Genomic DNA, 20361 nt, shown 5'->3' with positions numbered 1-20361 from the left:
CGGCAAGAATGCCTCGTATGCCTCGCCCTCCCGGCGCTGGCTGCGAGGCATTGTCATTTTGGGGATCTGTTTGAAACGGCGTATCGAGATCGGCATCCTATATTCCCGCTCGGGGAGCTATCAGCTCGTCTCCGATGCGTGCCGCATCGGCGCCATGCGCGCCATCGCCGACATCAACGCCGATCGCAGCTCAGGTATCGAACTGGTGCCGGTCGAGCGCGATCCGCAAAGCAATGCCGACCGCTACGCAACGCTGTGCGAGGATATTTTCAGGACCAGCAGCGCGCGCCATGTCGTCGGGTGCGTCACCTCGTGGAGCCGCAAGGAAACCATTCCGGTGCTCGAGAAGGCGGGCGGCATGCTGTGGTACGCCTGCCCCTATGAGGGCTTCGAGGCCAACGAGCACGTCGTCTACATGCACGCCTGCCCCAACCAGCATCTGGTGCCGTTGATGGCGCATGTCGTGCCGCGTTTCGGCGCCAACGGTTTCCTGCTTGGCTCGAACTATATCTGGGGCTGGGAGATGAACCGCGTCGCCCGCGACCTGATCGCCGATGCCGGCGGCAAGGTTCTGGGCGAACGCTATCTGCGCATCGGCGAGACCGACGTGTCGCGTCTGATCGCGGAAATCCGCGCCACGCGGCCGAACTTCATCCTCAACAACCTGATCGGCACCTCGTCCTACGCCTTCCTCGCGGCCTATCGCGACCTAGGTCACGAGGATGCCGCCTTCAGTCCCGAGACTTGTCCCGTCATCTCCTGCAACCTCACCGAAGGTGAGCTGCCGGCGATCGGTGAATCCGGCAAGGGACATCTATCGGTCGGGCCGTACTTCGCGCCGCGGCCGGCCGCCTTCGCCTCGTCTTTCGAGGCCTCCGCCTATGCCTCCGTGCAGGTGATGGCCGACGTGCTCTCCAGCAATCCCGAAGCCGGTCCGGCGGAATTTTCCAGAGCCTTCGCAGAACGCCGCTTCTCCACCCGGCTCGGGCCGATCGCCATCGACGCGCACTCGCAGCACGCCACATTGCCGGTGATCATCGGGCGGATCGCGGACGGCTTCTTCGAGGTCGTCAGCCGCGAAGACGAAGTCGCGCCGGATCCCTATCTGTCGCGCTACGACCCGGCAAAAACATTCGGCCGCCCACGCCTGAGGGTGGTGTCGTGACGAGAGCCCCACGCATCCCCAATCTCGGCGGCGCCAAGGCGTTTATCCTGCATCGCCCGCATCCGACGGTGCAGGCGATCACCAGGCAATTGTCGGCCATCGGCCTGATCACGCTGGACTGCTGGCCGGAACTGCCGCCCGAGGCGCTGGCGGCCGATTTCGTGTTCTTCGACGCCGATCTCGGTTTCGACGAGCAGTTCCCCTGGAAGCCGGGCGAGGCGCCGATGCCGCTGGTGGCGCTGATCGGCTCCGAGGCGCCGGGCCGCATCGAATGGGCGCTGTCGCACAAGGCCGATGCCCAGCTCCTGAAGCCGGTCGGCAATGCCGGCGTCTACAGCGCGCTGCTGATCGCGCGCCAGAGTTTCGAGGCGCGAAAACACCTGGCCAGTGAGATTGCCTCGCTTCGCCAGCGCGTCGCCGAGCGCCAGACCATCGTGCGCGCGGTCACCGCACTGGCGAAAGGCACCGATGACGGCCGCGCCTATGCGCAGCTTCGCTCGCTGGCTATGAGCTGGCAGATCAGCGTCGAGGATGCCGCGCGGCGGATCGTGGCAATGACAAGTGAAGAAGCAACAGGGGAAGAAGGCGGCGATGACCAGTCCCATCGCGCCTGATCTCACCGCGCCAGGGCGCATGCCGGTCAAACCACGCGCCGGCGTCTGGCGCCGGCTGGTCAGGCGCCGTCTCGCACTGCTTGGGCTGATGATCGTCGCCATTGTCGTTGCCGGCGCCGTGCTGGCGCCATGGCTGACTGGCTATGATCCCAACGAGCAGATGTTCGACGGCCTGACCATCGAGGGCTCGCCCTTGCCGCCGGATGCAAAATTCTGGCTGGGCACCGACCTGCTCGGCCGTGACCTGTTGACCCGCATCCTCTACGGCGCCCGCACCTCGCTGATCATCGGCATCGTCGCCAATGGCGTGGCGCTGTTCATCGGCACGCTGGTCGGTGTTGTCGCCGGCTATTTCCGTGGCTGGATCGGCAGCGCGCTGATGCGCTTCACGGATTTGATGATGGCGTTTCCGGCACTGCTGCTCGCCATTTGCCTGGCGGCGGTGTTCGAGCCCAGCCTGTGGATCGTCGCCATGGTCATCGCGCTGGTCAACTGGGTGCAGACCGCCCGCGTCATCTACACCGAAACCTCTTCGCTGGCCGAGCGCGAATTCATCGACGCCGAACGCACCATAGGGGCGAGTGCACCGCGCATCCTGTTTCGCCATATCCTGCCGCATCTGCTGCCGACCATCATCGTCTGGGGCACGCTCGGCATCTCGACCACGGTGCTGCTCGAGGCGACACTCTCCTTCCTCGGCATCGGCGTGCAGCCGCCGACGGCGTCGTGGGGCAACATCATCTTCGAGAACCAGACCTATTTCCAGGCCGCACCCTGGCTGGTGTTCTTCCCCGGTGCCGCGATCCTGGCGCTGGCGCTGGCCTTCAACCTGATCGGCGACGCACTGCGCGACATCCTCGATCCGACGCAGAGGGGCCGGGCATGATCGCCTATCTCGGCCGCCGCCTGATCCAGTCGCTGCTGATCCTGCTCGGCGTCTCGCTGATCACTTTCGCGCTGCTCTATCTCCTGCCCGCCGATCCGGTGCGCCAGATCGCCGGTCGCAGCGCCACGCCGCAGACGGTCGAGAACATCCGCCAGCAGCTCGGCCTCGACCAGCCCTTCATCGTCCAGTACTGGCGCTATCTCACGAAGCTCATCAGCGGCGATCTCGGCCGCTCCTACATCCAGCGCTCCGAAGTCACCGAGCTGATCGTCTCACGGCTGCCGGCCAGCTTGTTGCTGATGGTCGGCGCCATCCTGTGCGAGCTGCTGCTCGGCCTGAGCATGGGCCTGATCGCTGCCGTCAAGCGCGGTACCGCCACCGACCAGACGCTGATGGTCGCCTCCTTCGTCGGCGTTTCGGCGCCGCAATTCGTCGTCGGCCTGCTGCTGCTCTACGTCTTTGCCGTGCGGCTCAGCTGGTTCCCGATCGGCGGCTATGGCACCTGGCGTCATCTCGTGCTGCCGTCGCTGACCATGGGCATACTCGGCGCCGGCTGGTACGCCCGCATGATGCGCTCGTCGATGATCGATGTTCTGCGCCAGGATTATGTCCGCACCGCCCGCGCCAAGGGCCTGGCGCGGCGAGCCATCCTGTTCCGCCATGCACTGCCCAACGCCATCCTGCCGGTCATCGCCATGATCGGCATCGACATCGGCATCTTCATGGGTGGCATTGTCGTCGTCGAAAGCGTGTTCGGCTGGCCTGGCATTGGCCAGCTGGCGTGGCAGGCCATCCAGCGCGTGGACATCCCGATCATCATGGGCGTCACCCTGATCTCGGCCTTCGCCATCGTGCTCGGTAATCTGCTGGCCGACGTCATCGCGCCCTTCATCGACCCCCGCATCAAGCTCAGATGAAAATGAAAACCAGATAGAGAAAGGGAACATAAAAATGAAAAAGTTTCTCGCATCCACGGTAGCGGTATCGGCGCTGGCGCTGATGCTCGGCATGACAAGTGTTCGCGCCGAAGACGCCGTCGACCCGAACGCCAAGCAGGGCGGCGCCATCACCATCACCTACAAGGACGATGTCGCCACGCTCGATCCGGCGATCGGTTATGACTGGCAGAACTGGTCGATGATCAAGAGCCTGTTCGACGGGCTGATGGACTACGAGCCGGGCACCACCAATTTGAAACCCGACCTCGCCGAAAGCTACGAGATCTCGCCCGACGGCAAGACCTTCACCTTCAAGCTGCGCCATGGCGTGAAATTTCACAATGGCCGCGAAATGACCGCCGACGACGTGAAATATTCGCTCGACCGCGTCACCAATCCAAAGACCCAGAGCCCCGGCGCCGGCTTTTTCGGCTCGATCAAGGGCTATGACGATGTCGCCGCCGGCAAGGCCGAGAGCCTCTCCGGCGTCACCGTCGTCGACCCCTACACGGTCAAGTTCGAACTGACCCGCCCCGACGCAACCTTCCTGCATGTCATGGCCATCAACTTCTCGCATGTCGTGCCGAAGGAAGAGGTCGAGAAATACGGCGCCGATTTCGGCAAGCATCCGGTCGGCACCGGCGCCTTCAAGCTCGCCGAGTGGACACTCGGCCAGCGCATCGTCTTCGAGCGCAATGCGGACTATTGGCACAAGGGCCTGCCGCATCTGGACAAGATCACCTTCGAGATCGGCCAGGAGCCGATCGTTGCGCTGCTGCGCCTGCAGAAGGGCGAGATCGACGTGCCCGGCGACGGCATTCCGCCGGCAAAATTCCAGGAGGTGATGGCTGATCCCGAGCAGAAGGCGCGCGTCGTCGAAGGCGGCCAGCTGCACACCGGCTATGTCACCATGAACACCACCATGGCGCCGTTCGATAATGTGAAGGTGCGCCAGGCGGTCAACATGGCGATCAACAAGGCGCGCGTGATCCAGATCATCAACGGCCGCGCCGTGCCGGCCAATCAGCCGCTGCCGCCGTCGATGCCGGGCTACGACAAGGAATACAAGGGCTATCCCTATGACGTCGCCAAGGCCAAGGCCCTGCTTGCCGAGGCCGGCCATCCCGATGGTTTCGAGACGCAATTGTTCGCCATGAACACCGATCCCAACCCGCGCATCGCCCAGGCGATCCAGCAGGACCTGGCGGCCATCGGCATCAAGGCCAGCATCCAGTCGCTCGCCCAGGCAAACGTCATTGCCGCCGGCGGCGACAAGGCCGGCGCACCGATGATCTGGTCCGGCGGCATGGCCTGGATCGCCGATTTCCCCGATCCGTCGAACTTCTACGGCCCGATCCTCGGCTGCGCCGGTGCGGTGCCGGGCGGCTGGAACTGGTCGTGGTATTGCAACAAGGATCTCGACGCCAAGGCGGCCGAGGCCGACTCGGTGGTCGATCCCGCCAAGGCTGGCGAACGCGACAAGATGTGGAGCGCCATCTACGACAAGGTGATGGAGGACGCGCCTTGGGCGCCGGTCTTCAACGAGCAGCGCTTCACCATGAAATCGGCGCGCATGGGCGGCGCCGACAACCTCTATGTCGACCCGGTCCATATCCCGATCAACTACGACAATGTGTACGTAAAAGATGTGCAATAACTGCGACTACACCATCCACGGGCGCCAACATCATTTCGGCTGGGACAATTCGTTTGCCCCGGCCGAGCGGGTGGCGCCCGGCTCGACCATCGAGTTCCAGTGCCTCGATTCCTCCGGTGGCCAGTTGCAGGCCGACAGCACGGTCGCCGACGTCGCCAAGCTCGACTTCGCCACCGTCAATCCGGTGACCGGGCCGATCTTCGTCGAGGGCGCCGAGCCGGGTGACGCACTGAAGGTGACGATCGAGATGTTCAAACCGTCCGGCTTCGGCTGGACGGCCAACATTCCGGGCTTCGGGCTGCTCGCCGACGACTTCAAGGAGCCGGCGCTGAACATCTGGAAGTACGACGCTGCCTCGCTCGAGCCGGCGCTGTTCGGCAAAAATGCGAGGGTGCCGCTGAAACCCTTCGCCGGCACCATCGGCAACGCCCTGGCGGAAAAGGGTCACCACTCGGTGGTCCCGCCAAGACGCGTCGGCGGCAATCTCGACATCCGCGATCTCGCCGCCGGCACCACGCTGTACCTGCCGGTGGAAGTGGCGGGCGCGCTGTTTTCGGTCGGCGACACCCATGCCGCGCAAGGTGATGGCGAGGTCTGCGGCACGGCGATCGAAAGCCCGATGAACGTCGTGCTCAAGCTCGATCTGGTCAAGGACGCCAGGCTGAAGACGCCGCGCTTCACCACGCCAGGCCCGGTGACGCGCCATCTCGACGCCAAGGGCTATGAGGTGACGACGGGAGTTGGGCCGGACCTGATGACGGGTGCAAAGGAGGCGGTTGCCCAGATGGTCGACCTGCTTTCCACCCGCTACAGAATAGACCCCGTCGAGGCCTACATGCTGGCCTCGGTCTGCGGCGATCTCCGCATCAGCGAGATCGTCGACATGCCGAACTGGGTGGTGTCGTTCTACTTCCCGCGCTGCGTGTTTGAATGAGGTTGGGCCGGCGCTGCACCCCCCTCTGTCCTGCCGGACATCTCCCCCGCAAGGGGGGAGATCGGATGTCACGACGGGCTTCGCCACTTTTCAACGGTGACGAATGGACGCCGCGGCAAAGCCGCCAATCTCCCCCCTTGCGGGGGAGATGTCCGGCAGGACAGAGGGGGGTGTGCCGGAGTAAATCCCCCTCCGGGTCACACGCGCAATGATCGCCGCCAGCAAACCCATACTCGACATCGCCAACCTCTGCGTCAGCGTGCGCGGTGAGGACGGCGAGCGCGAGGTCGTCTCCGACCTGTCGCTGACTTTGGCGCGTGGCGAGACGCTCTGCATTGCCGGTGAATCCGGCTCCGGCAAATCGATGACCGCACTGGCGATCATGCAGCTTCTGCCGCAGCCTGCCGCCCGGATTTCATCCGGCAAAGTCCATCTGGGCGATACAGATCTGACGACTCTGGACGAGCGCCGGATGCGGCGCATCCGCGGCGACCGCATCGCCATGATCTTCCAGGAGCCGATGACCTCGCTCAACCCGGTGCTGTCGATCGGCCGGCAGCTCACCGAATCCATCGAGGCACACACCAGCCTGTCGCAGGGCGAAGTCCGCCAGCGCGCCATCGAGGCTCTGAAAGCGGTGCGCATTTCGGAAGCCGAAAGCCGGCTGAAGCAGTTTCCGCACGAACTGTCCGGCGGCATGCGCCAGCGGGTGATGATCGCCATGGCGCTGGCGCTCGAGCCGGACGTGCTGATCGCCGACGAGCCGACGACGGCACTTGACGTCACCGTGCAAGGCGAGGTGCTGGAGCTGCTGCGCGACCTGCAGCGCCAGCACGGCACCAGCGTCATCCTGATCACCCACGACATGGGCGTGGTCGCAGAGATGGCCGACCGCGTCATCATCATGCGGCATGGCCGCATGGTCGAAGAGGGGAAAACCGCCGACATTTTTTCCAGGCCACAAGCCGACTACACGCGCGAACTGCTTGCCGCCGTACCGCGCATCGGCAGCGGCGTCGGCCGACAGACATCCAGGGAGGCCGAGGCGACGACGGCATCGGCCAATGTCGCCGAGGTCAAGGACCTGCATGTCCGCTTCGACCTGCATGGCGGTTTCTTCGGTCGGGTCAACCGGCGCGTTCACGCCGTCGAAGGCGTTAGCTTTTCGATCGCGGCCAACGAGACGCTGGCGCTGGTCGGCGAATCCGGTTGCGGCAAGTCGACCACCGCCAAGGCGCTGGCCGGACTGGTGCCCTACAGCGGAGGCGTCGTCATCGGCGGCCGCAATTTGTCTGGCCTTGGCCGCGACGAGCGTAAGGCGGTGCGCCGCGACGTGCAGATGATTTTTCAGGATCCCTACGCCTCGCTCGACCCGCGCATGCGCGTCGGCGAACTCGTCGCCGAGCCGCTGCTGATCCATGGCATCGCCTCGAAGCAAGAGCGCAGCGACCGTGTGGCCGCGCTGTTCGAGCGCGTCGGCCTGTCGGCCGATCAGATGGAACTCTATCCGCATGAATTCTCCGGCGGCCAGCGCCAGCGCGTCTGTATTGCGCGTGCCCTTGCGCTGCGGCCGAAGCTGATCATCGCCGACGAAAGCGTCTCGGCGCTCGACGTCTCGGTGCAGGCGCGCGTGCTCGATCTGTTGAAGGAATTGCAGCGCGAATTCGGCGTCGCCTATCTCTTCATCTCGCATGACATGGCTGTGGTCGAGAACATCTCCGACCGCGTCGCCGTCATGTATCTCGGCCAGATCGTCGAGATGGGCACGCGCGACCAGGTCTTTTCCAACCCGCGTCATCCCTACACCAGGCGGCTGATCGAAGCCGTGCCCGTGCCCGATCCGGCTAAGCGGCGAAGCCGCTTCGCCCGCCTCGACCAGGAGATCCCGAGCGCCACCCGCAGGATCGGCGAGGCGCCGTTGAAACTGGCGCTGAGGGATGTCGGCAACGGCCACCTCGTCGCCGCCGAGGGCTGAGGCAAGTACCGCCGCGGGTCGCGGTTCACGTGTTTGTGTTTCTATCTCGGGCTCAACGCCGGCATTCTGTCCCCAAAGCGCATCGCTTCGAACACGAAATCCGGGACGGCCTCTTGCCCTCTGTCCCTATCTTCCTCATGTTCAATACCATTGCGATGATCGATCGTAGGAGGGTCGGTCGGATTCATCGCTATGGGAGGAAGTCAACCATGAAGGTAAGCCTTTTCGTTTCCGCGGCACTTCTCGCCGCATCCGCGATCCCCGCCTCGGCCGCCGACATTTCCGACGGCAAGGTCAAGATCGGCATCCTCAACGACCAGTCGGGCGTCTATGCCGATTTCGGCGGCAAGTGGTCGGTCGAGGCGGCCAAGATGGCGGTCGAGGATTTCGGCGGCAAGGTGCAGGGAGCGCCGATAGAAATCATCAGCGCCGACCACCAGAACAAACCGGATATCGCCTCCAACATCGCGCGGCAGTGGTACGACACCGAGCAGGTCGATGCCATCATGGAACTGACGACCTCTTCGGTGGCGCTCGCCGTCCAGGGGATTTCCAAGGAAAAGAAGAAGATCGACATCGTCACCGGCGCGGCGACCACGGAGCTGACCGGCAAACAATGCTCGCCTTACGGCTTTCACTGGGCCTATGACACACATTCGCAGGCGGTGGGAACCGGCGGCTCTCTCGTGCAGCAGGGCGGCGACAGCTGGTTCTTCGTCACCGTCGACTATGCATTCGGCTATTCGCTGAAGGATCAGACCACCAAGTTCGTCGAGAGCCATGGCGGCAAGGTGCTGGGCGAGGTGCGTTATCCCCTGGGATCGACCGATTATTCGTCCTTCCTGCTGCAGGCGCAATCGTCGGGCGCCAAGGTCATCGGCCTGGCCAATGCCGGCCTCGATACCTCCAACTCGATCAAGCAAGCGGCCGAATTCGGCATCGTGCAGGGCGGTCAGCGTCTTGCCGCACTCCTGTTCACGCTGGCCGAGGTGCATGGGCTTGGCCTTCAAGCGGCGCAGGGCGTTGTGCTGACCGAAGGCTATTATTGGGATCGCGACGACAAGAGCCGCGAATTCGGGCAGCGCTTTTTCAAGCGCACCAACCGCATGCCGAACATGATCCAGGCCTCGACCTATTCGGCGGTGACGCAGTACCTGAAAGCGATCGACAAGGCCGGCACGGACGAGACCGAAGCGGTCGCCAAGCAACTGCATTCGATGCCCGTGGACGACGCCGCGATAACCAACGGCAAAGTGCAGGCGGACGGCAACATGGTCCATGACATGTACCTCTATCAGGTCAAGTCGCCAGCCGAGAGCACCCAGGAGTGGGACTACTACAAATATCTCGCCACCATTCCTGGCAACGAGGCCTTCCTTAGCGAAAAGGAAAGCGGCTGTCCGACGGCCGGCCAGTGATCGGCGCGGCCGATGGCGCCGACTGACCTGAGCGCGAACGAGCCGCCTGTGGTGCTTTCCGCCCGCGGGTTGCGGCGCGACTTTGCCGGCTTCATCGCCGTCAAAAACGTCGATCTCGATGTCCGCCATGGCAACATCCCTGCCCTGATCGGACCCAACGGCGCCGGCAAGACGACCGTCTTCAACCTGCTCACCAAGTTCCTGGCGCCGACCAGCGGCAGGATCGAGCTGCTCGGCCACGACATCACCCGCACCTCGCCGGCCAGGGTCGCGCGGATGGGCCTGGTGCGCTCGTTCCAGATATCGGCGATTTTTCCGCACCTCAGCGTGCTCGACAATGTGCGCGTCGCGCTGCAGCGGCCGGGCGGGCTCAGCGTTCAGTTCTGGCGCTCGCTGGCGGCGCTCGACCGGCTGACGCCGCGCGCCGAGGAATTGCTGCGCTCGGTCGGTCTCGACGACGCCAGGAACAGGCTCGCCGGCGACCTTTCCTATGGCAGGAAACGCGTGCTCGAGATCGCTACGACCCTGGCGCTCGATCCGAAAGTGCTGCTGCTGGACGAGCCGATGGCCGGCATGGGGCATGAGGACGTGGCCACGGTTTCCAGCCTCATCCGTTCGGTGGCCAGGGATCGCGCCGTGCTGATGGTCGAGCACAATCTGACCGTCGTGGCCGACCTTTGCGACTGGATAACGGTCATGCAGCGCGGCGAGGTGCTGGCCGCCGGCGACTACGCCACCGTCAGCCGCGACGAGCGCGTCAAGATCGCCTATATGGGCACCGCCGATGACTAGTGCCGCACCTCTGCTTGCAGTCAGCGGCCTCAACGCCTGGTATGGCGAGGGCCATGCGTTGCACGGCGTCGATCTGGAGGTGTTTGCCGGCGAGACGGTCACGCTGCTCGGCCGCAACGGCGTCGGCAAGACGACGACGCTGCGCGCCATCATGGGGCTGATCCGCAAGCGAACCGGCCGGATCGCTTTCGACGGCCAGGATCTGATGCGGCTGCCGCTGCACCGGACCGCGCATCAAGGCATCGGCTTCGTGCCGGAGGAGCGCGGCATCTTCGCGACGCTGACCGTCGACGAGAACCTGGTTCTGCCGCCGGTCGTCGCGCAGGGCGGCATGAGCGTCGAGGAGATTTTCGACCTGTTCCCCAATCTGAAGGAGCGGCGCAACAGTCCAGGCACGAGGCTGTCGGGCGGCGAACAGCAGATGCTGGCGATCGCGCGCATGTTGAGAACCGGTGTGAAAATGCTGCTTCTCGACGAGCCGACGGAGGGTTTGGCCCCCGTCATCGTGCAGCGCATTGGCGCGTTGCTGGCGACGTTGAAAAAGCGCGGCATGACGATCCTACTGGTGGAGCAGAACTTCCGCTTCGCCAGCCGTGTCGCCGATCGTTTCTATCTGATGGAGCACGGCAAGGTGGTGGCGGGGTTTCCGGTCGGCGAGCTGCCGGACCGCATGACGCAGCTCCACGAAGTCCTGGGTGTATGATGGCGCCATGACGATGATCTTCGGCATCCCCGTTCAGGCTTTCCTCGGCCAGTTGCTGGTCGGCCTGATCAACGGCTCGTTCTACGCCATGCTGAGCCTGGGCCTGGCTGTCATATTCGGCCTGCTGCGGGTCATCAATTTCGCCCATGGCGCCCAATATATGCTCGGCGCCTTCGTCGGTTATCTGCTTCTCACCTATCTCGGCATCGGCTACTGGCCCGCCTTGATCCTTGCGCCGCTGATCGTCGGTGCCTTCGGCATCGTGGTCGAGCGCCTTGCGCTGTCGAGACTGTACGATCTCGATCCGCTCTACGGCCTGCTCTTCACCTTCGGCCTCGCGCTCGTGCTCGAAGGCATCTTCCGCTACTATTACGGCGTCTCGGGAAACCCCTACGCCGTGCCGCCGCTGCTTTCGGGAGGCACCAATCTCGGCTTCATGTTCCTGCCCAACTATCGCGGCTGGGTCGTCGTCGCCTCGCTGATCGTCTGCTTCGGAACCTGGGCGCTGATCGAGAAGACCAGGCTCGGTTCCTACCTGCGCGCCGCGACGGAGAATCCCCGCCTCGTCCAGGCTTTCGGCGTCAACGTGCCCTTGCTGCTGACCCTGACCTACGGCCTCGGCTCCGCGCTGGCCGGGCTTGCCGGGATTCTGGCAGCGCCGATCTATCAGGTGAGCCCGCTTATGGGGTCGGATCTCATCATCGTCGTCTTCGCCGTCGTCGTGGTCGGCGGCATGGGATCGATCCTTGGCGCCATCGTCACCGGCTACATGCTTGGCCTTGCCGAAGGCCTGACCAAGGTCTTCTACCCCGAGGCCTCCAACCTCGTGGTCTTCGTCATCATGGCGATTGTGCTTCTGGTCCGGCCGGCCGGCCTGTTCGGAAGGGACGCCTGACATGTCGGAACTGACGCTTCGCGAGACATCGGCCAAAACCTCGGCACGGCTTGAATGGACGCTGGTCGGGCTCGGCATCCTGGCGCTGCTGGTGGCGCCTTTCCTGGTCTATCCGATCTTCCTGATGAAGATGCTGTGCTTCGCGCTGTTTGCCTGCGGGTTCAATCTTCTGCTTGGTTACACCGGGCTGCTGTCATTCGGCCACGCAACCTTCTTTGGCGGCGCCGCCTACTTCACCGCGCATGCCGTCAAGGTCTGGGGCTGGCCGCCGGAAGCCGGCATTCTGCTCGGCATGGCGGGTGCGGCCTTGCTCGGCCTCGTCATGGGCTTCTTCGCCATTCGCCGGCAAGGCATCTATTTCGCCATGATCACGCTGGCACTGTCGCAGATGTTCTTCTTCTTCTGCGTGCAAGCGCCGTTCACGCAAGGCGAGGACGGCATTCAGGGCATACCGCGCGGCATGCTGCTAGGCGTCCTCGACCTGAACGTCTCGCTGAACATGTATTATTTCGTGCTGGCGGTGTTCCTGATCGGCGTCTTCGCCATCTGGCGCATCGTCAATTCGCCATTCGGCATGATCCTGCGCTCGATCCGGGAAAACGAGAATCGCGCCATTTCGCTGGGCTATTCCGTCGCCAACTACAAGCTCGGCGCCTTCGTCATGTCGGCGGCGCTGGCCGGGCTGGCCGGCTCGCTCAAGGCGATCGTCTTCCAGTTCGCCACGCTCACCGACGTCACCTGGCAGATGTCGGGCGAGGTGATCCTGATGACGCTTCTCGGCGGCATCGGTACGATGGTCGGGCCGATCATCGGCGCCAGCCTTGTCATCGGCCTGGAAAACACGCTTGCCACTTCCGGCTTTCCGGTGACCATCGCCACCGGCCTGATCTTCATGGTGTGCGTGCTGATCTTCCGGCGCGGCATCGTCGGCGAATTTTACGCGCGGATTTTCGGGCGGGCGGGAAAGGACTGATCAGCTGCAGGTTGGTGGGACGCGGTTTGCGCGTGGTGACATGCGTCACCACAATGAGCACCTGTCCGGATTCTTCAGAAAACTATAGACCTCGATCAATCGAGGCGACTGCTTGCGACCTGGGGCAATCGCGACCCCATCGGAACGGGTGAGCACTGCTGTGGACAAATCGTGATGCGTGCATTCTTTCGATTGGTTGCGGTTATGACCGTGGTGTCCGGCGTGACCGGCTGCACCAGCATTTCCTACTACGCGCAGTCCGTGCAAGGTCATCTGCAGATCATGACCGCACGCCAGGATGTCGGAAAACTGATCGAGGATCCTTCGACGCCGAAGGCGTTGCGCGCCCGAATGGCATCGGCGAGCGCTATACGACAGTTCGCAACGGATGAACTGGCGCTGCCCGACAACAACAGCTACCGCAGCTATGTCGACATTGGTCGGGACTCGGTGACATGGGCTGTCTTCGCCGCGCCGGCATTTTCGCTGACGCCGCGAACATGGTGTTTTCCTGTTTTCGGCTGTGTTCCCTACCGGGGGTATTTCTCCAGGAAGTCCGCGACTGAAACCGCTGTCGAACTTCAAGAACAGGGCATGGACGTCTATGTGACGGGCATCACTGCATATTCCACGCTCGGCTGGTCAAGTGACCCGCTGCTAAGCACGATGTTCGGCGAGGATAAAACCTATCTTGCAGCGCTGATTTTCCATGAACTCGCCCACCAGCGCGTCTACGTGCACGACGATTCCGCATTCAACGAGGCGTTCGCTGTCGCCGTCGAAACAACCGGCGTGAGAAAATGGTTGCGCATGACTGGCGATACCGCCGCATTGCGCCGTTACGAAGCCGCCCGGAGACGCAAGGCTGAATTTCTTGCGCTGGTGTCGCGGACCCGGGACGAGTTGGCGCAAGTCTATTCCAACGCCGGCACCTCGGAGCAAAAACTGGCCGCAAAGACGGCCGCTATTGAACGGCTGCGGATGCGCTACCGGCACATGCGCGACAGACGCTGGGGCCGATACCGGGGATACGATGCCTGGTTCGCCTCCCCGATCAACAACGCGAAGCTCGCCGCGACGTCCGTTTATAGCGATCGGGTGACCGCGTTTCTGCGCCTGTTCGACTTGTGCTCGGGCGACTATGTCAGGTTCTATGCATCGGTCCGGCGGATTGGCGCACTGGACGAAGCTCACCGCGTCGAAGCACTTGCCGCGGCAGATCGCTGTTATTGAGTCAGCCCGTGAGGCGTCCACGAAACAACGTGCAGCCGTCCGTCAGGCGCGACCTGGAGATATCCCGGAATCCGGCCTCGGTCATCCACGCGCGATACTGACCCTCAGTGTACGATTCGCCGTGGCGATAGAGGTTCAGGAAGGTGAGATTGAGAAAGACACCCTCTGGCGGGCCGAGGCGGTCGTCATCGACGACACCCCACCCGGCAATTGCGATCTCGCCGCCATGTGTAAGGCAACGCGCCGCGTTCAGGATCGAACTGCGCGCCTGGTCCGGCGGAAGCACCTGGACGACGGCCTTCAGGATCGCCAGATCGTGCCGACCGACCGATGGCGCGACGGTTATGTCCCCCTCTTCGACAACCACGTCGTCGGCACCGTATTCCGACAGGATGGCTGGCGCGACCGCTGAGACCGTCGGCAGTTCCATCAGCGTCGCCGCAATGTGCGGCCACCGCTCGCGAAGCCCGACCAGTATGGTCCCGGCACCCCCGCCGATGTCGATCACCGAACCGACCGCCGAGAGGTCCATCTCCTGGGCCAGATGTCGGCCGAAAATCACCCCACCCGGTGCGAGCATGCGGCTGAAGGCCGCCGCGGCCTCAGGTCCCGCTTCGGAAAAGTCGTGCAGCGCAGCCGGCCGGTTCTGCCGCAGCGACTCGGCGGTTAGTAGGTCGGCTCCCCAGAGCTCGCGCAGGAGCGCATGATCGCCGCCGCGATAGCTTGGCTTGGACGCATCGAGGAAGGCCGACGCTTCGGCTCCGTTGCGAAATTCACCATCCTTGACTTCAAGGAGGCCGATGCTGGCGAGCGCGTAGAGGAGCCGCGACAGACGATCGGGTTCGACTTTGAGCGTGGCCCCGAGGCTGTCAGCAGTCAGCGCGCTTTCACCGAGCCGGGTGAAGATGCCAAGGTCCAATCCGGCGCGAAGCGCCAAGGCGGGGGGCACCGCTGCGATCAGCTTGTCGATCCGGTCAGAATCCACCATGTCACATCCCCTCCGCGATCCAGGATCGGCCTTGAAACAACTCCCATGGACTAGAACTTACAGTCCCGACGTCCGGATGGCGACGGACCGGCCGAGAACTCCCAGTGGTGCGGTTGGGAGCGCGCGCGGCTCTAGTCTGAGAACTTCACGCTCACGCCGCGCTGCCGAAAATAAGCCTGCATCAACTTGCGGCCCGAGCGGTTGTTCTGCGCCAGTTTGGTCGGATCGAACACCGCCTGTTTTATCCCCTCCCGCGTCAGCGCCGCCTTAAGCGTCGCGATATGTGCGTCGATGTCGGCATTGTCCGCCCGGAGCGAGGCATAGATGCTCTCGGTCGCCTCGGCCACGGTCAGTTCGCTCATTGGTGTCGTCCTTTGGTTGGTTGGGCGGCGCTTAGCACAGATTCGCGGTCCGCCGATACCGAGACCGTCAGTACACAGCGCCCGCCGCGAAAGCGAACCGTTCCTTATGAGGCTTCGTAAAGTTCCAGCGGCAATCCATCCGGATCTCTGAAAAAAGTAAACCGTTGGTCTGTGTATGGGTCGATCCGGATTGGCTCAAAGGCAACGCCTGCGGCTTCCAGGCGGATAATTACGGGCTCAAGATTAGCCACAGCAAATGCCAGATGTCTCAGGCCTGTAGCCTCTGGGTGGGATGGCCGCATCGCCGGTGCAGGGAAGGAGAACAATTCCAGTTGGGCCGACCCGATCCGCAGATCCGCCTTCCATGACTGCCGCTCCTCCCGATAGACCTCCCGGATCAGATCGAGGCCGAGGAGTTCGACGTAGAACCGTCGCGACCGGTCATAGTCGGTGCAGATGAGCGCGACGTGGTGAATGGCGTTCAGCATGCTGCTAACTCCAGTCAAGGGGATATGAGGCCAAGGTGCTTCAAGGCCTGGATCGTCGCGCGCCACGGCTCCGATTTGCCTTGTCCTTCCCACCTCACCCATAACACCCGCGTTCCACCGCCAGCCGCCGCACCAGCGCCAGCACGGCATCGATGGTCGGGGTCGGCTTGTCCGTTAGCCGGCCAAGTTCCTGCACCGCGCTCACCAGCGCGTCGATCTCCATCGGCCGGCCGCGCTCCAGGTCCTGCAGCATCGAGGTCTTGTGTTCGCCGACATCGCCGGCGCCCTTGATGCGCCGGTCGACCGCTATGGGAAAGCGCACGCCGAGGCTTTCGCCGATCGCCTGCGCTTCCAGCATCATGGTGCGAGCGAGCGTGCGGGTGCCTTCGTCGGCGACAATTGCGGCAAGCGTGCTGCCGGTCAGCGCCGAGATCGGGTTGAAGGACAGATTGCCCCACAGCTTTACCCATATCTCGCCGCGGATGTCGTCGCGCACCGGCACCTGCAGGCCGGCCTTGACCATTTCCTCGGCCAGAAGCGTAACCCGTTCGCTGCGCTCGCCGGAGGGTTCGCCGAGCGAGAAGCGTCTGCCCTCGACATGGCGGATGAGGCCCGGCGCATCGACCTCGACGGCCGGATAGACGACCGAGCCGATGACGTGGTCCGGTCCGATCCGCTGCCAGATCTTGCCGCCGGGATCGACCGCGTTCAGCCTGGTGCCTTCGCGCGGCCCGCCAACGCCGTGGAAGTACCACCACGGCACGCCGTTCTGCATGGTGACGACGGCGGTGTCTTGCCCGAGTAGCGGTGCGATCTGGTCAAGGGCCGAGGTGAGGGAATGGGCTTTTAGCGCCAGAACCACATAATCCTGGACGCCAAGTTCCTCGGCTTTCGCGGCGGCCCGGATGGGGACGGACGTCTCCTGGCCGTCCTCGATCAGGCGCAGGCCATTTGCCTTGATCGCTTCCAGATGCGCCCCGCGCGCGACGATCGAAAGATCGGTCCGCCCAGTCATGGTAAGCTTGGCAGCGAGATAGCCGCCGATCGCACCGGCGCCGAAGATGGTGATCTTCATCGTCAAAGCCCCAGTTTGGCAGCGAGGCCGATGCGCTGCAATTTGCCGGTCGCGCCCTTGGGGATCTCGTCCAGGATCAGGATCTTGCGCGGCACCTTGAAGTCGGCAAGCCGCGTCGCGGCATAGGTGCGAATGTCGCCCTCGGTGGCACTGATGCCTTCGCGCAGCACAACCGCCGCGGCCACCTCCTCGCCAAGCTTGTCATGCGGCATGGCGAAGGTGACGACCTGCGCCACCGCCGGATGGTCCATCAGCACATCGTCGACCTCGAGCGGCGAGATTTTTTCGCCGCCGCGGTTGATGATCTCCTTGAGCCGTCCGGTGACCCTGAGATAGCCGTCTTCGTCCAGCACGCCCTGGTCGCCGGTGTGGAACCAGCCATGCGCGAAGGCGGTGGCGTTGGCATCCGGGTTCTTCTCGTAGCCAACAGTCACATTGGGCCCGCGAATGACGATCTCGCCGGTCTCGCCGGCCTTGAGCAGTCGCCCGTCGGGCGCCATGACAGCCACGTCCGGACCGGCGGAGGCCCCGACGCTGCCCGGCTTGCGCTGGCCCGGCGGCAGCCGGTTCGACGCCATCTGGTGCGCGGCCTCGGTCATTCCGTAGGATTCGATCACCGGACAGCCGAAGGTCGCTTCCAGTTCAGCCATCACTTGCGCCGGCAGCGACGCCGAGGACGAACGGATGAAGCGCAGGCGCGTTGCCGCCAGCACCTCGGCATTGCGTGCCGCGCGAGGCAGGATCGCCTGATGCATGGTCGGCACCGCCGTGTACCAACTCGGTCGTGCCTCGCCCAGCCACTGGAAGAAGCGCAGCGCGTTGAAGCCCGGCGTGCAATAGATGCTGCCACCGGCAGCCAGTGACGACAGCACGGCCGCGATCAGGCCGTGAATGTGGAACAGCGGCATGATGTTGAGGCAGCGGTCATCGGCCGTCAGGCCAAGCGTGCCGCCGATATGGGCAGCCGAGGCTGCGATGTTGGCATGGCTGAGCGGCACCAGTTTTGGCCGCGACGTCGTGCCGGAGGTGTGCAGCAAAAGCGCGATGTCGCCGTCTTGCGCCATGTCGGGTGATGCCGGGGGCCCGATCGCCGCGCCCTCGATCGCAAAACTGCCGGCGGGTGTGGCGGGCTGCACGACAAGCCGCAGCACGCCGATGCCGAGGCGTTCGGCCACCGTCACCGCAGGGCCGGTCTCGCCCTCGGCGACAAGGATCGCCTTGGCGCCGATGTCGGTGAGGTAGAAATCGAGCTCGTCGGCCCGGTAGGCTGGATTGAGCGGTGCCGTCGAGGCGGCGGCCGCCACGGCGATAAAGGCGGTGGCCATCTCGGGCCCGTTCGGCAGCACGATCGCCACCCTGTCGCCCCGGCCGATGCCGCGCGCATGCAGCTGTTTTGCCGTGTCGGCGATCAGGCTGCGCAATCCGCCATGGCTGAGCGTCGCCCTGTCGGGCGCCAGGATGGCAGGTGCATCGTCCGCCCCCGCTGCGAGACGGCGGGAGAGATCTGCGTGGGTTTCAGTTTGGGTCATGATCACCGGCTGGATTTCGAACGGCTATTGGCGGCAGCCCCGCTGACGGGCTTGCCTCGATATGGATACGCCATTGGACAACGGATTGCGTCAGTAGCCAAGCGCCAAACCATCCTTGCGCGGATCGGAAGCGCCGGTCAGCGTCCCCTTCTCCCAGTCGATCAGCACCACCTGCCCGCCGCCCAGCGGGTGATGCGGTTCGGCGATGCGGTGGCCGCGCCGGCGCAGGCCCTCGATCGCCTCGCTGGGAACGCCACGCTCGGCCTCCACGGTGTCGTCATTGTAAAACACCCTGGGCGCATCCAGCGCCTGCTGCGGGTCCATGCCGAAGTCGATCATGTTGGTCAGCAGATGGACATGGCCGAACGGCTGGTAGCCGCCGCCCATGACGCCGAACGGCATCACGACGCGGCCGTTCTTCGTCGCCATGCCCGGCATGATCGTGTGCATCGGCCGCTTGCCGGGCGCGATCGCGTTCGGATGTGCCGGGTCGAGGCGGAAGCTCGAACCGCGGTTCTGCAGCACGACACCGGTCTTCGGGCCGACGACGCCGCTGCCGAACGAATAATAGGTCGAGTTGATGAAGGAAACCGCGTTGCGGTCGCGGTCGACGATGGAGATGTAGACCGTGTCGCTGCCGGGCAGCTCCACGCGCGGCAGATGCGTCATGGCGCGGTCGCGGTCGATCTCGGCGCGCAGCCGGTCGGCATAGGCGCCGGACAGGAGCTGTTTGACCGGCACCGGGACATGATCCTGGTCGCCGAGATAGCGGTCGCGGTCGCGATAGGCCAGGCGCCCGGCCTCGATCTCCAGATGCAGGCGCTCGGCGCCATTGGGGTCAAGTCCGCCAAGCTTGAAGCCCGACAGCAAATTCAGCATCAAAAGCGCCGTCAGCCCCTGATTGTTGGGCGGCATCTGGTGGATCTCGTGGCCGCCATAAGAGGTGCTGACCGGCGTCACATAATCGCCTCGGGTCGAGGCGAAATCCTCGGCCGAATGAAGTCCGCCCAATTCGTTAAGCCGACTAACCATATCGTCGGCGACAGCGCCTTCATAGAAACCGGCTCGGCCGTGTTTGGCGATGATGCGCAACGTCGCCGCTAGTTCCGGCTGCCTGTGGATGTCACCCGCCTTCGGCGCCTTGCCGCCGGGCAGGAAGATGCGCGCGGCATGCTCGTCGGCCGACAGGTCGGTTTCCGGTTCGGCCCAGTCGAAGGCGACGCGGTCGTGCACGACATAGCCGTTCTCGGCATAGTGGATGGCCGGCGCCAGCACCTCGGCAAGGCCCTTGCGGCCATGGTCTTCGAGCAGGCGGCCCCAGGCGTCGACAGCGCCCGGCACGGTGACCGCATGCGGACCCTGCAGCGGGATGCGATCGAAGCCTTTTTCGCGGTACCAGTCGACCGTCGCTTTGGCTGGCGCCCGACCCGAACCATTGAAGGCCAGCACATTGCCCTGTCCCGCCGGGCTATAGAGCACGAAGCAATCGCCGCCGATGCCCGTCGATTGCGGCTCGACGACGCCCTGCACGGCGGCGGCGCAGACGGCGGCATCCATGGCATTGCCGCCGGAGCGCAGCATGTCGATGGCCGCAAGGGTTGCAAGCGGATGCGAGGTCGCGGCAACCGCCTCGGTGGCACGAACCGGCGAGCGGCCGGGAAACTGGAAATCACGCATTCTGTCTGGATATCCCCTGGTCACGTCTGCAAGTTGGTCACGTCTGCAAGTTGGTCACT

19 protein-coding genes are annotated in these 20361 nt (G+C 64.2%); 13 read left to right on the top strand and 6 right to left on the bottom strand.

Annotated elements, in window-relative coordinates; translation table 11 throughout:
* Positions 1–70 precede the first annotated feature (70 nt).
* The 13 genes from NKH97_RS13400 (at position 71) to NKH97_RS13340 (ending at position 14183) form a co-directional block, all read left to right on the top strand.
* Entirely contained in the window at positions 71–1165 is a 1095-nt protein-coding gene (locus NKH97_RS13400) for a transporter substrate-binding protein (RefSeq protein WP_023810824.1), read from the top strand.
* Complete coding sequence (locus NKH97_RS13395) at positions 1162–1779, top strand: ANTAR domain-containing response regulator (protein WP_023810823.1); 618 nt, start codon at positions 1162–1164, stop codon at positions 1777–1779. Before NKH97_RS13400 ends, NKH97_RS13395 begins: the two co-directional genes overlap by 4 nt.
* Positions 1780–1798: 19 nt before the next feature.
* Complete coding sequence (locus tag NKH97_RS13390; protein ID WP_196815320.1) at positions 1799–2665, top strand: ABC transporter permease; 867 nt, start codon at positions 1799–1801, stop codon at positions 2663–2665.
* On the top strand, positions 2662–3582 hold the full coding sequence (locus NKH97_RS13385; RefSeq protein ID WP_023810821.1) for an ABC transporter permease: 921 nt from the start codon (positions 2662–2664) through the stop codon (positions 3580–3582). Before NKH97_RS13390 ends, NKH97_RS13385 begins: the two co-directional genes overlap by 4 nt.
* An 82-nt stretch (positions 3583–3664) precedes the next feature.
* Positions 3665–5260 (top strand): ABC transporter substrate-binding protein, encoded by a 1596-nt coding sequence (locus NKH97_RS13380; protein ID WP_502895179.1) that lies wholly within the window; start codon positions 3665–3667, stop codon positions 5258–5260.
* Positions 5250–6194 carry an acetamidase/formamidase family protein gene (locus tag NKH97_RS13375; RefSeq protein WP_023810819.1) on the top strand — a complete coding sequence of 315 codons (945 nt, stop codon included), beginning with the start codon at positions 5250–5252 and terminating at the stop codon, positions 6192–6194. Before NKH97_RS13380 ends, NKH97_RS13375 begins: the two co-directional genes overlap by 11 nt.
* Positions 6195–6402: 208 nt before the next feature.
* On the top strand, positions 6403–8169 hold the full coding sequence (locus tag NKH97_RS13370) for an ABC transporter ATP-binding protein (RefSeq protein ID WP_023810818.1): 1767 nt from the start codon (positions 6403–6405) through the stop codon (positions 8167–8169).
* 209 nt (positions 8170–8378) lie between these two features.
* On the top strand, positions 8379–9587 hold the full coding sequence (locus NKH97_RS13365; protein ID WP_128304150.1) for an ABC transporter substrate-binding protein: 1209 nt from the start codon (positions 8379–8381) through the stop codon (positions 9585–9587).
* A gap of 12 nt (positions 9588–9599) precedes the next feature.
* The gene (locus NKH97_RS13360) at positions 9600–10379 is read left to right on the top strand and encodes an ABC transporter ATP-binding protein (RefSeq protein WP_352797245.1); all 780 of its coding nucleotides are present in this window, start codon (positions 9600–9602) and stop codon (positions 10377–10379) included.
* Complete coding sequence (locus NKH97_RS13355) at positions 10372–11082, top strand: ABC transporter ATP-binding protein (RefSeq protein WP_023810814.1); 711 nt, start codon at positions 10372–10374, stop codon at positions 11080–11082. The genes NKH97_RS13360 and NKH97_RS13355 overlap by 8 nt, the downstream gene beginning before the upstream one ends.
* A 7-nt stretch (positions 11083–11089) precedes the next feature.
* A complete protein-coding gene (locus tag NKH97_RS13350; protein ID WP_023810813.1) occupies positions 11090–11977 on the top strand; it encodes a branched-chain amino acid ABC transporter permease in 888 nt (295 codons plus the stop codon).
* Between the two features lies 1 nt (position 11978).
* Positions 11979–12950: a branched-chain amino acid ABC transporter permease gene (locus tag NKH97_RS13345; RefSeq protein ID WP_023810812.1), complete on the top strand. Its 972-nt coding sequence runs from the start codon at positions 11979–11981 to the stop codon at positions 12948–12950.
* Between the two features lie 174 nt (positions 12951–13124).
* Positions 13125–14183, top strand: a complete 1059-nt coding sequence (locus tag NKH97_RS13340) for an aminopeptidase (protein WP_352797241.1) — start codon at positions 13125–13127, stop codon at positions 14181–14183.
* 1 nt (position 14184) lies between these two features.
* On the opposite strand, the gene NKH97_RS13335 is transcribed toward NKH97_RS13340, so the two are convergent.
* The 6 genes from NKH97_RS13335 to ggt all read right to left on the bottom strand — a co-directional run bounded on the left by NKH97_RS13335 (position 14185) and on the right by ggt (position 20302).
* Complete coding sequence (locus NKH97_RS13335; RefSeq protein ID WP_128304152.1) at positions 14185–15171, bottom strand: methyltransferase; 987 nt, start codon at positions 15169–15171, stop codon at positions 14185–14187.
* A gap of 131 nt (positions 15172–15302) precedes the next feature.
* Positions 15303–15533 (bottom strand): hypothetical protein, encoded by a 231-nt coding sequence (locus NKH97_RS13330; RefSeq protein ID WP_023810809.1) that lies wholly within the window; start codon positions 15531–15533, stop codon positions 15303–15305.
* 104 nt (positions 15534–15637) lie between these two features.
* Positions 15638–16021, bottom strand: coding sequence for an SMU1112c/YaeR family gloxylase I-like metalloprotein (gene gloA2, locus NKH97_RS13325; RefSeq protein WP_352440625.1), 384 nt, complete (start codon positions 16019–16021; stop codon positions 15638–15640).
* A gap of 94 nt (positions 16022–16115) precedes the next feature.
* The gene (locus NKH97_RS13320) at positions 16116–17096 is read right to left on the bottom strand and encodes a 2-dehydropantoate 2-reductase (RefSeq protein ID WP_352797236.1); all 981 of its coding nucleotides are present in this window, start codon (positions 17094–17096) and stop codon (positions 16116–16118) included.
* Between the two features lie 2 nt (positions 17097–17098).
* Positions 17099–18625 (bottom strand): acyl--CoA ligase, encoded by a 1527-nt coding sequence (locus NKH97_RS13315; RefSeq protein ID WP_352440623.1) that lies wholly within the window; start codon positions 18623–18625, stop codon positions 17099–17101.
* A 90-nt stretch (positions 18626–18715) separates the two neighbouring features.
* Entirely contained in the window at positions 18716–20302 is a 1587-nt protein-coding gene (gene ggt, locus NKH97_RS13310; protein ID WP_352440622.1) for a gamma-glutamyltransferase, read from the bottom strand.
* Between the last annotated feature and the right edge of the window lie 59 nt (positions 20303–20361).

The organism is Mesorhizobium sp. M0870 (assembly GCF_040319775.1).
In the GTDB taxonomy this organism is placed as follows: Bacteria; Pseudomonadota; Alphaproteobacteria; order Rhizobiales; family Rhizobiaceae; genus Mesorhizobium.
Note: the sequence above shows the minus strand (reverse complement) of the source record. Positions and strands in the feature narration are given on the sequence as shown.

Bases quoted from the DNA above. Each gene is read 5' to 3' on its own strand.
- NKH97_RS13315 (WP_352440623.1), bottom strand. From the start codon at position 18,625: ATGACCCAAACTGAAACCCACGCAGATCTCTCCCGCCGTCTCGCAGCG.
- NKH97_RS13355 (WP_023810814.1), top strand. From the start codon at position 10,372: ATGACTAGTGCCGCACCTCTGCTTGCAGTCAGCGGCCTCAACGCCTGG.
- NKH97_RS13380 (WP_502895179.1), top strand. From the start codon at position 3,665: ATGCTCGGCATGACAAGTGTTCGCGCCGAAGACGCCGTCGACCCGAAC.
- NKH97_RS13335 (WP_128304152.1), bottom strand. From the start codon at position 15,171: ATGGTGGATTCTGACCGGATCGACAAGCTGATCGCAGCGGTGCCCCCC.
- NKH97_RS13340 (WP_352797241.1), top strand. From the start codon at position 13,125: ATGCGTGCATTCTTTCGATTGGTTGCGGTTATGACCGTGGTGTCCGGC.
- NKH97_RS13370 (WP_023810818.1), top strand. From the start codon at position 6,403: ATGATCGCCGCCAGCAAACCCATACTCGACATCGCCAACCTCTGCGTC.
- gloA2 (WP_352440625.1), bottom strand. From the start codon at position 16,021: ATGCTGAACGCCATTCACCACGTCGCGCTCATCTGCACCGACTATGAC.
- ggt (WP_352440622.1), bottom strand. From the start codon at position 20,302: ATGCGTGATTTCCAGTTTCCCGGCCGCTCGCCGGTTCGTGCCACCGAG.
- NKH97_RS13350 (WP_023810813.1), top strand. From the start codon at position 11,090: ATGACGATGATCTTCGGCATCCCCGTTCAGGCTTTCCTCGGCCAGTTG.
- NKH97_RS13365 (WP_128304150.1), top strand. From the start codon at position 8,379: ATGAAGGTAAGCCTTTTCGTTTCCGCGGCACTTCTCGCCGCATCCGCG.
- NKH97_RS13330 (WP_023810809.1), bottom strand. From the start codon at position 15,533: ATGAGCGAACTGACCGTGGCCGAGGCGACCGAGAGCATCTATGCCTCG.
- NKH97_RS13345 (WP_023810812.1), top strand. From the start codon at position 11,979: ATGTCGGAACTGACGCTTCGCGAGACATCGGCCAAAACCTCGGCACGG.
- NKH97_RS13385 (WP_023810821.1), top strand. From the start codon at position 2,662: ATGATCGCCTATCTCGGCCGCCGCCTGATCCAGTCGCTGCTGATCCTG.
- NKH97_RS13360 (WP_352797245.1), top strand. From the start codon at position 9,600: ATGGCGCCGACTGACCTGAGCGCGAACGAGCCGCCTGTGGTGCTTTCC.
- NKH97_RS13375 (WP_023810819.1), top strand. From the start codon at position 5,250: ATGTGCAATAACTGCGACTACACCATCCACGGGCGCCAACATCATTTC.
- NKH97_RS13320 (WP_352797236.1), bottom strand. From the start codon at position 17,096: ATGAAGATCACCATCTTCGGCGCCGGTGCGATCGGCGGCTATCTCGCT.
- NKH97_RS13390 (WP_196815320.1), top strand. From the start codon at position 1,799: ATGCCGGTCAAACCACGCGCCGGCGTCTGGCGCCGGCTGGTCAGGCGC.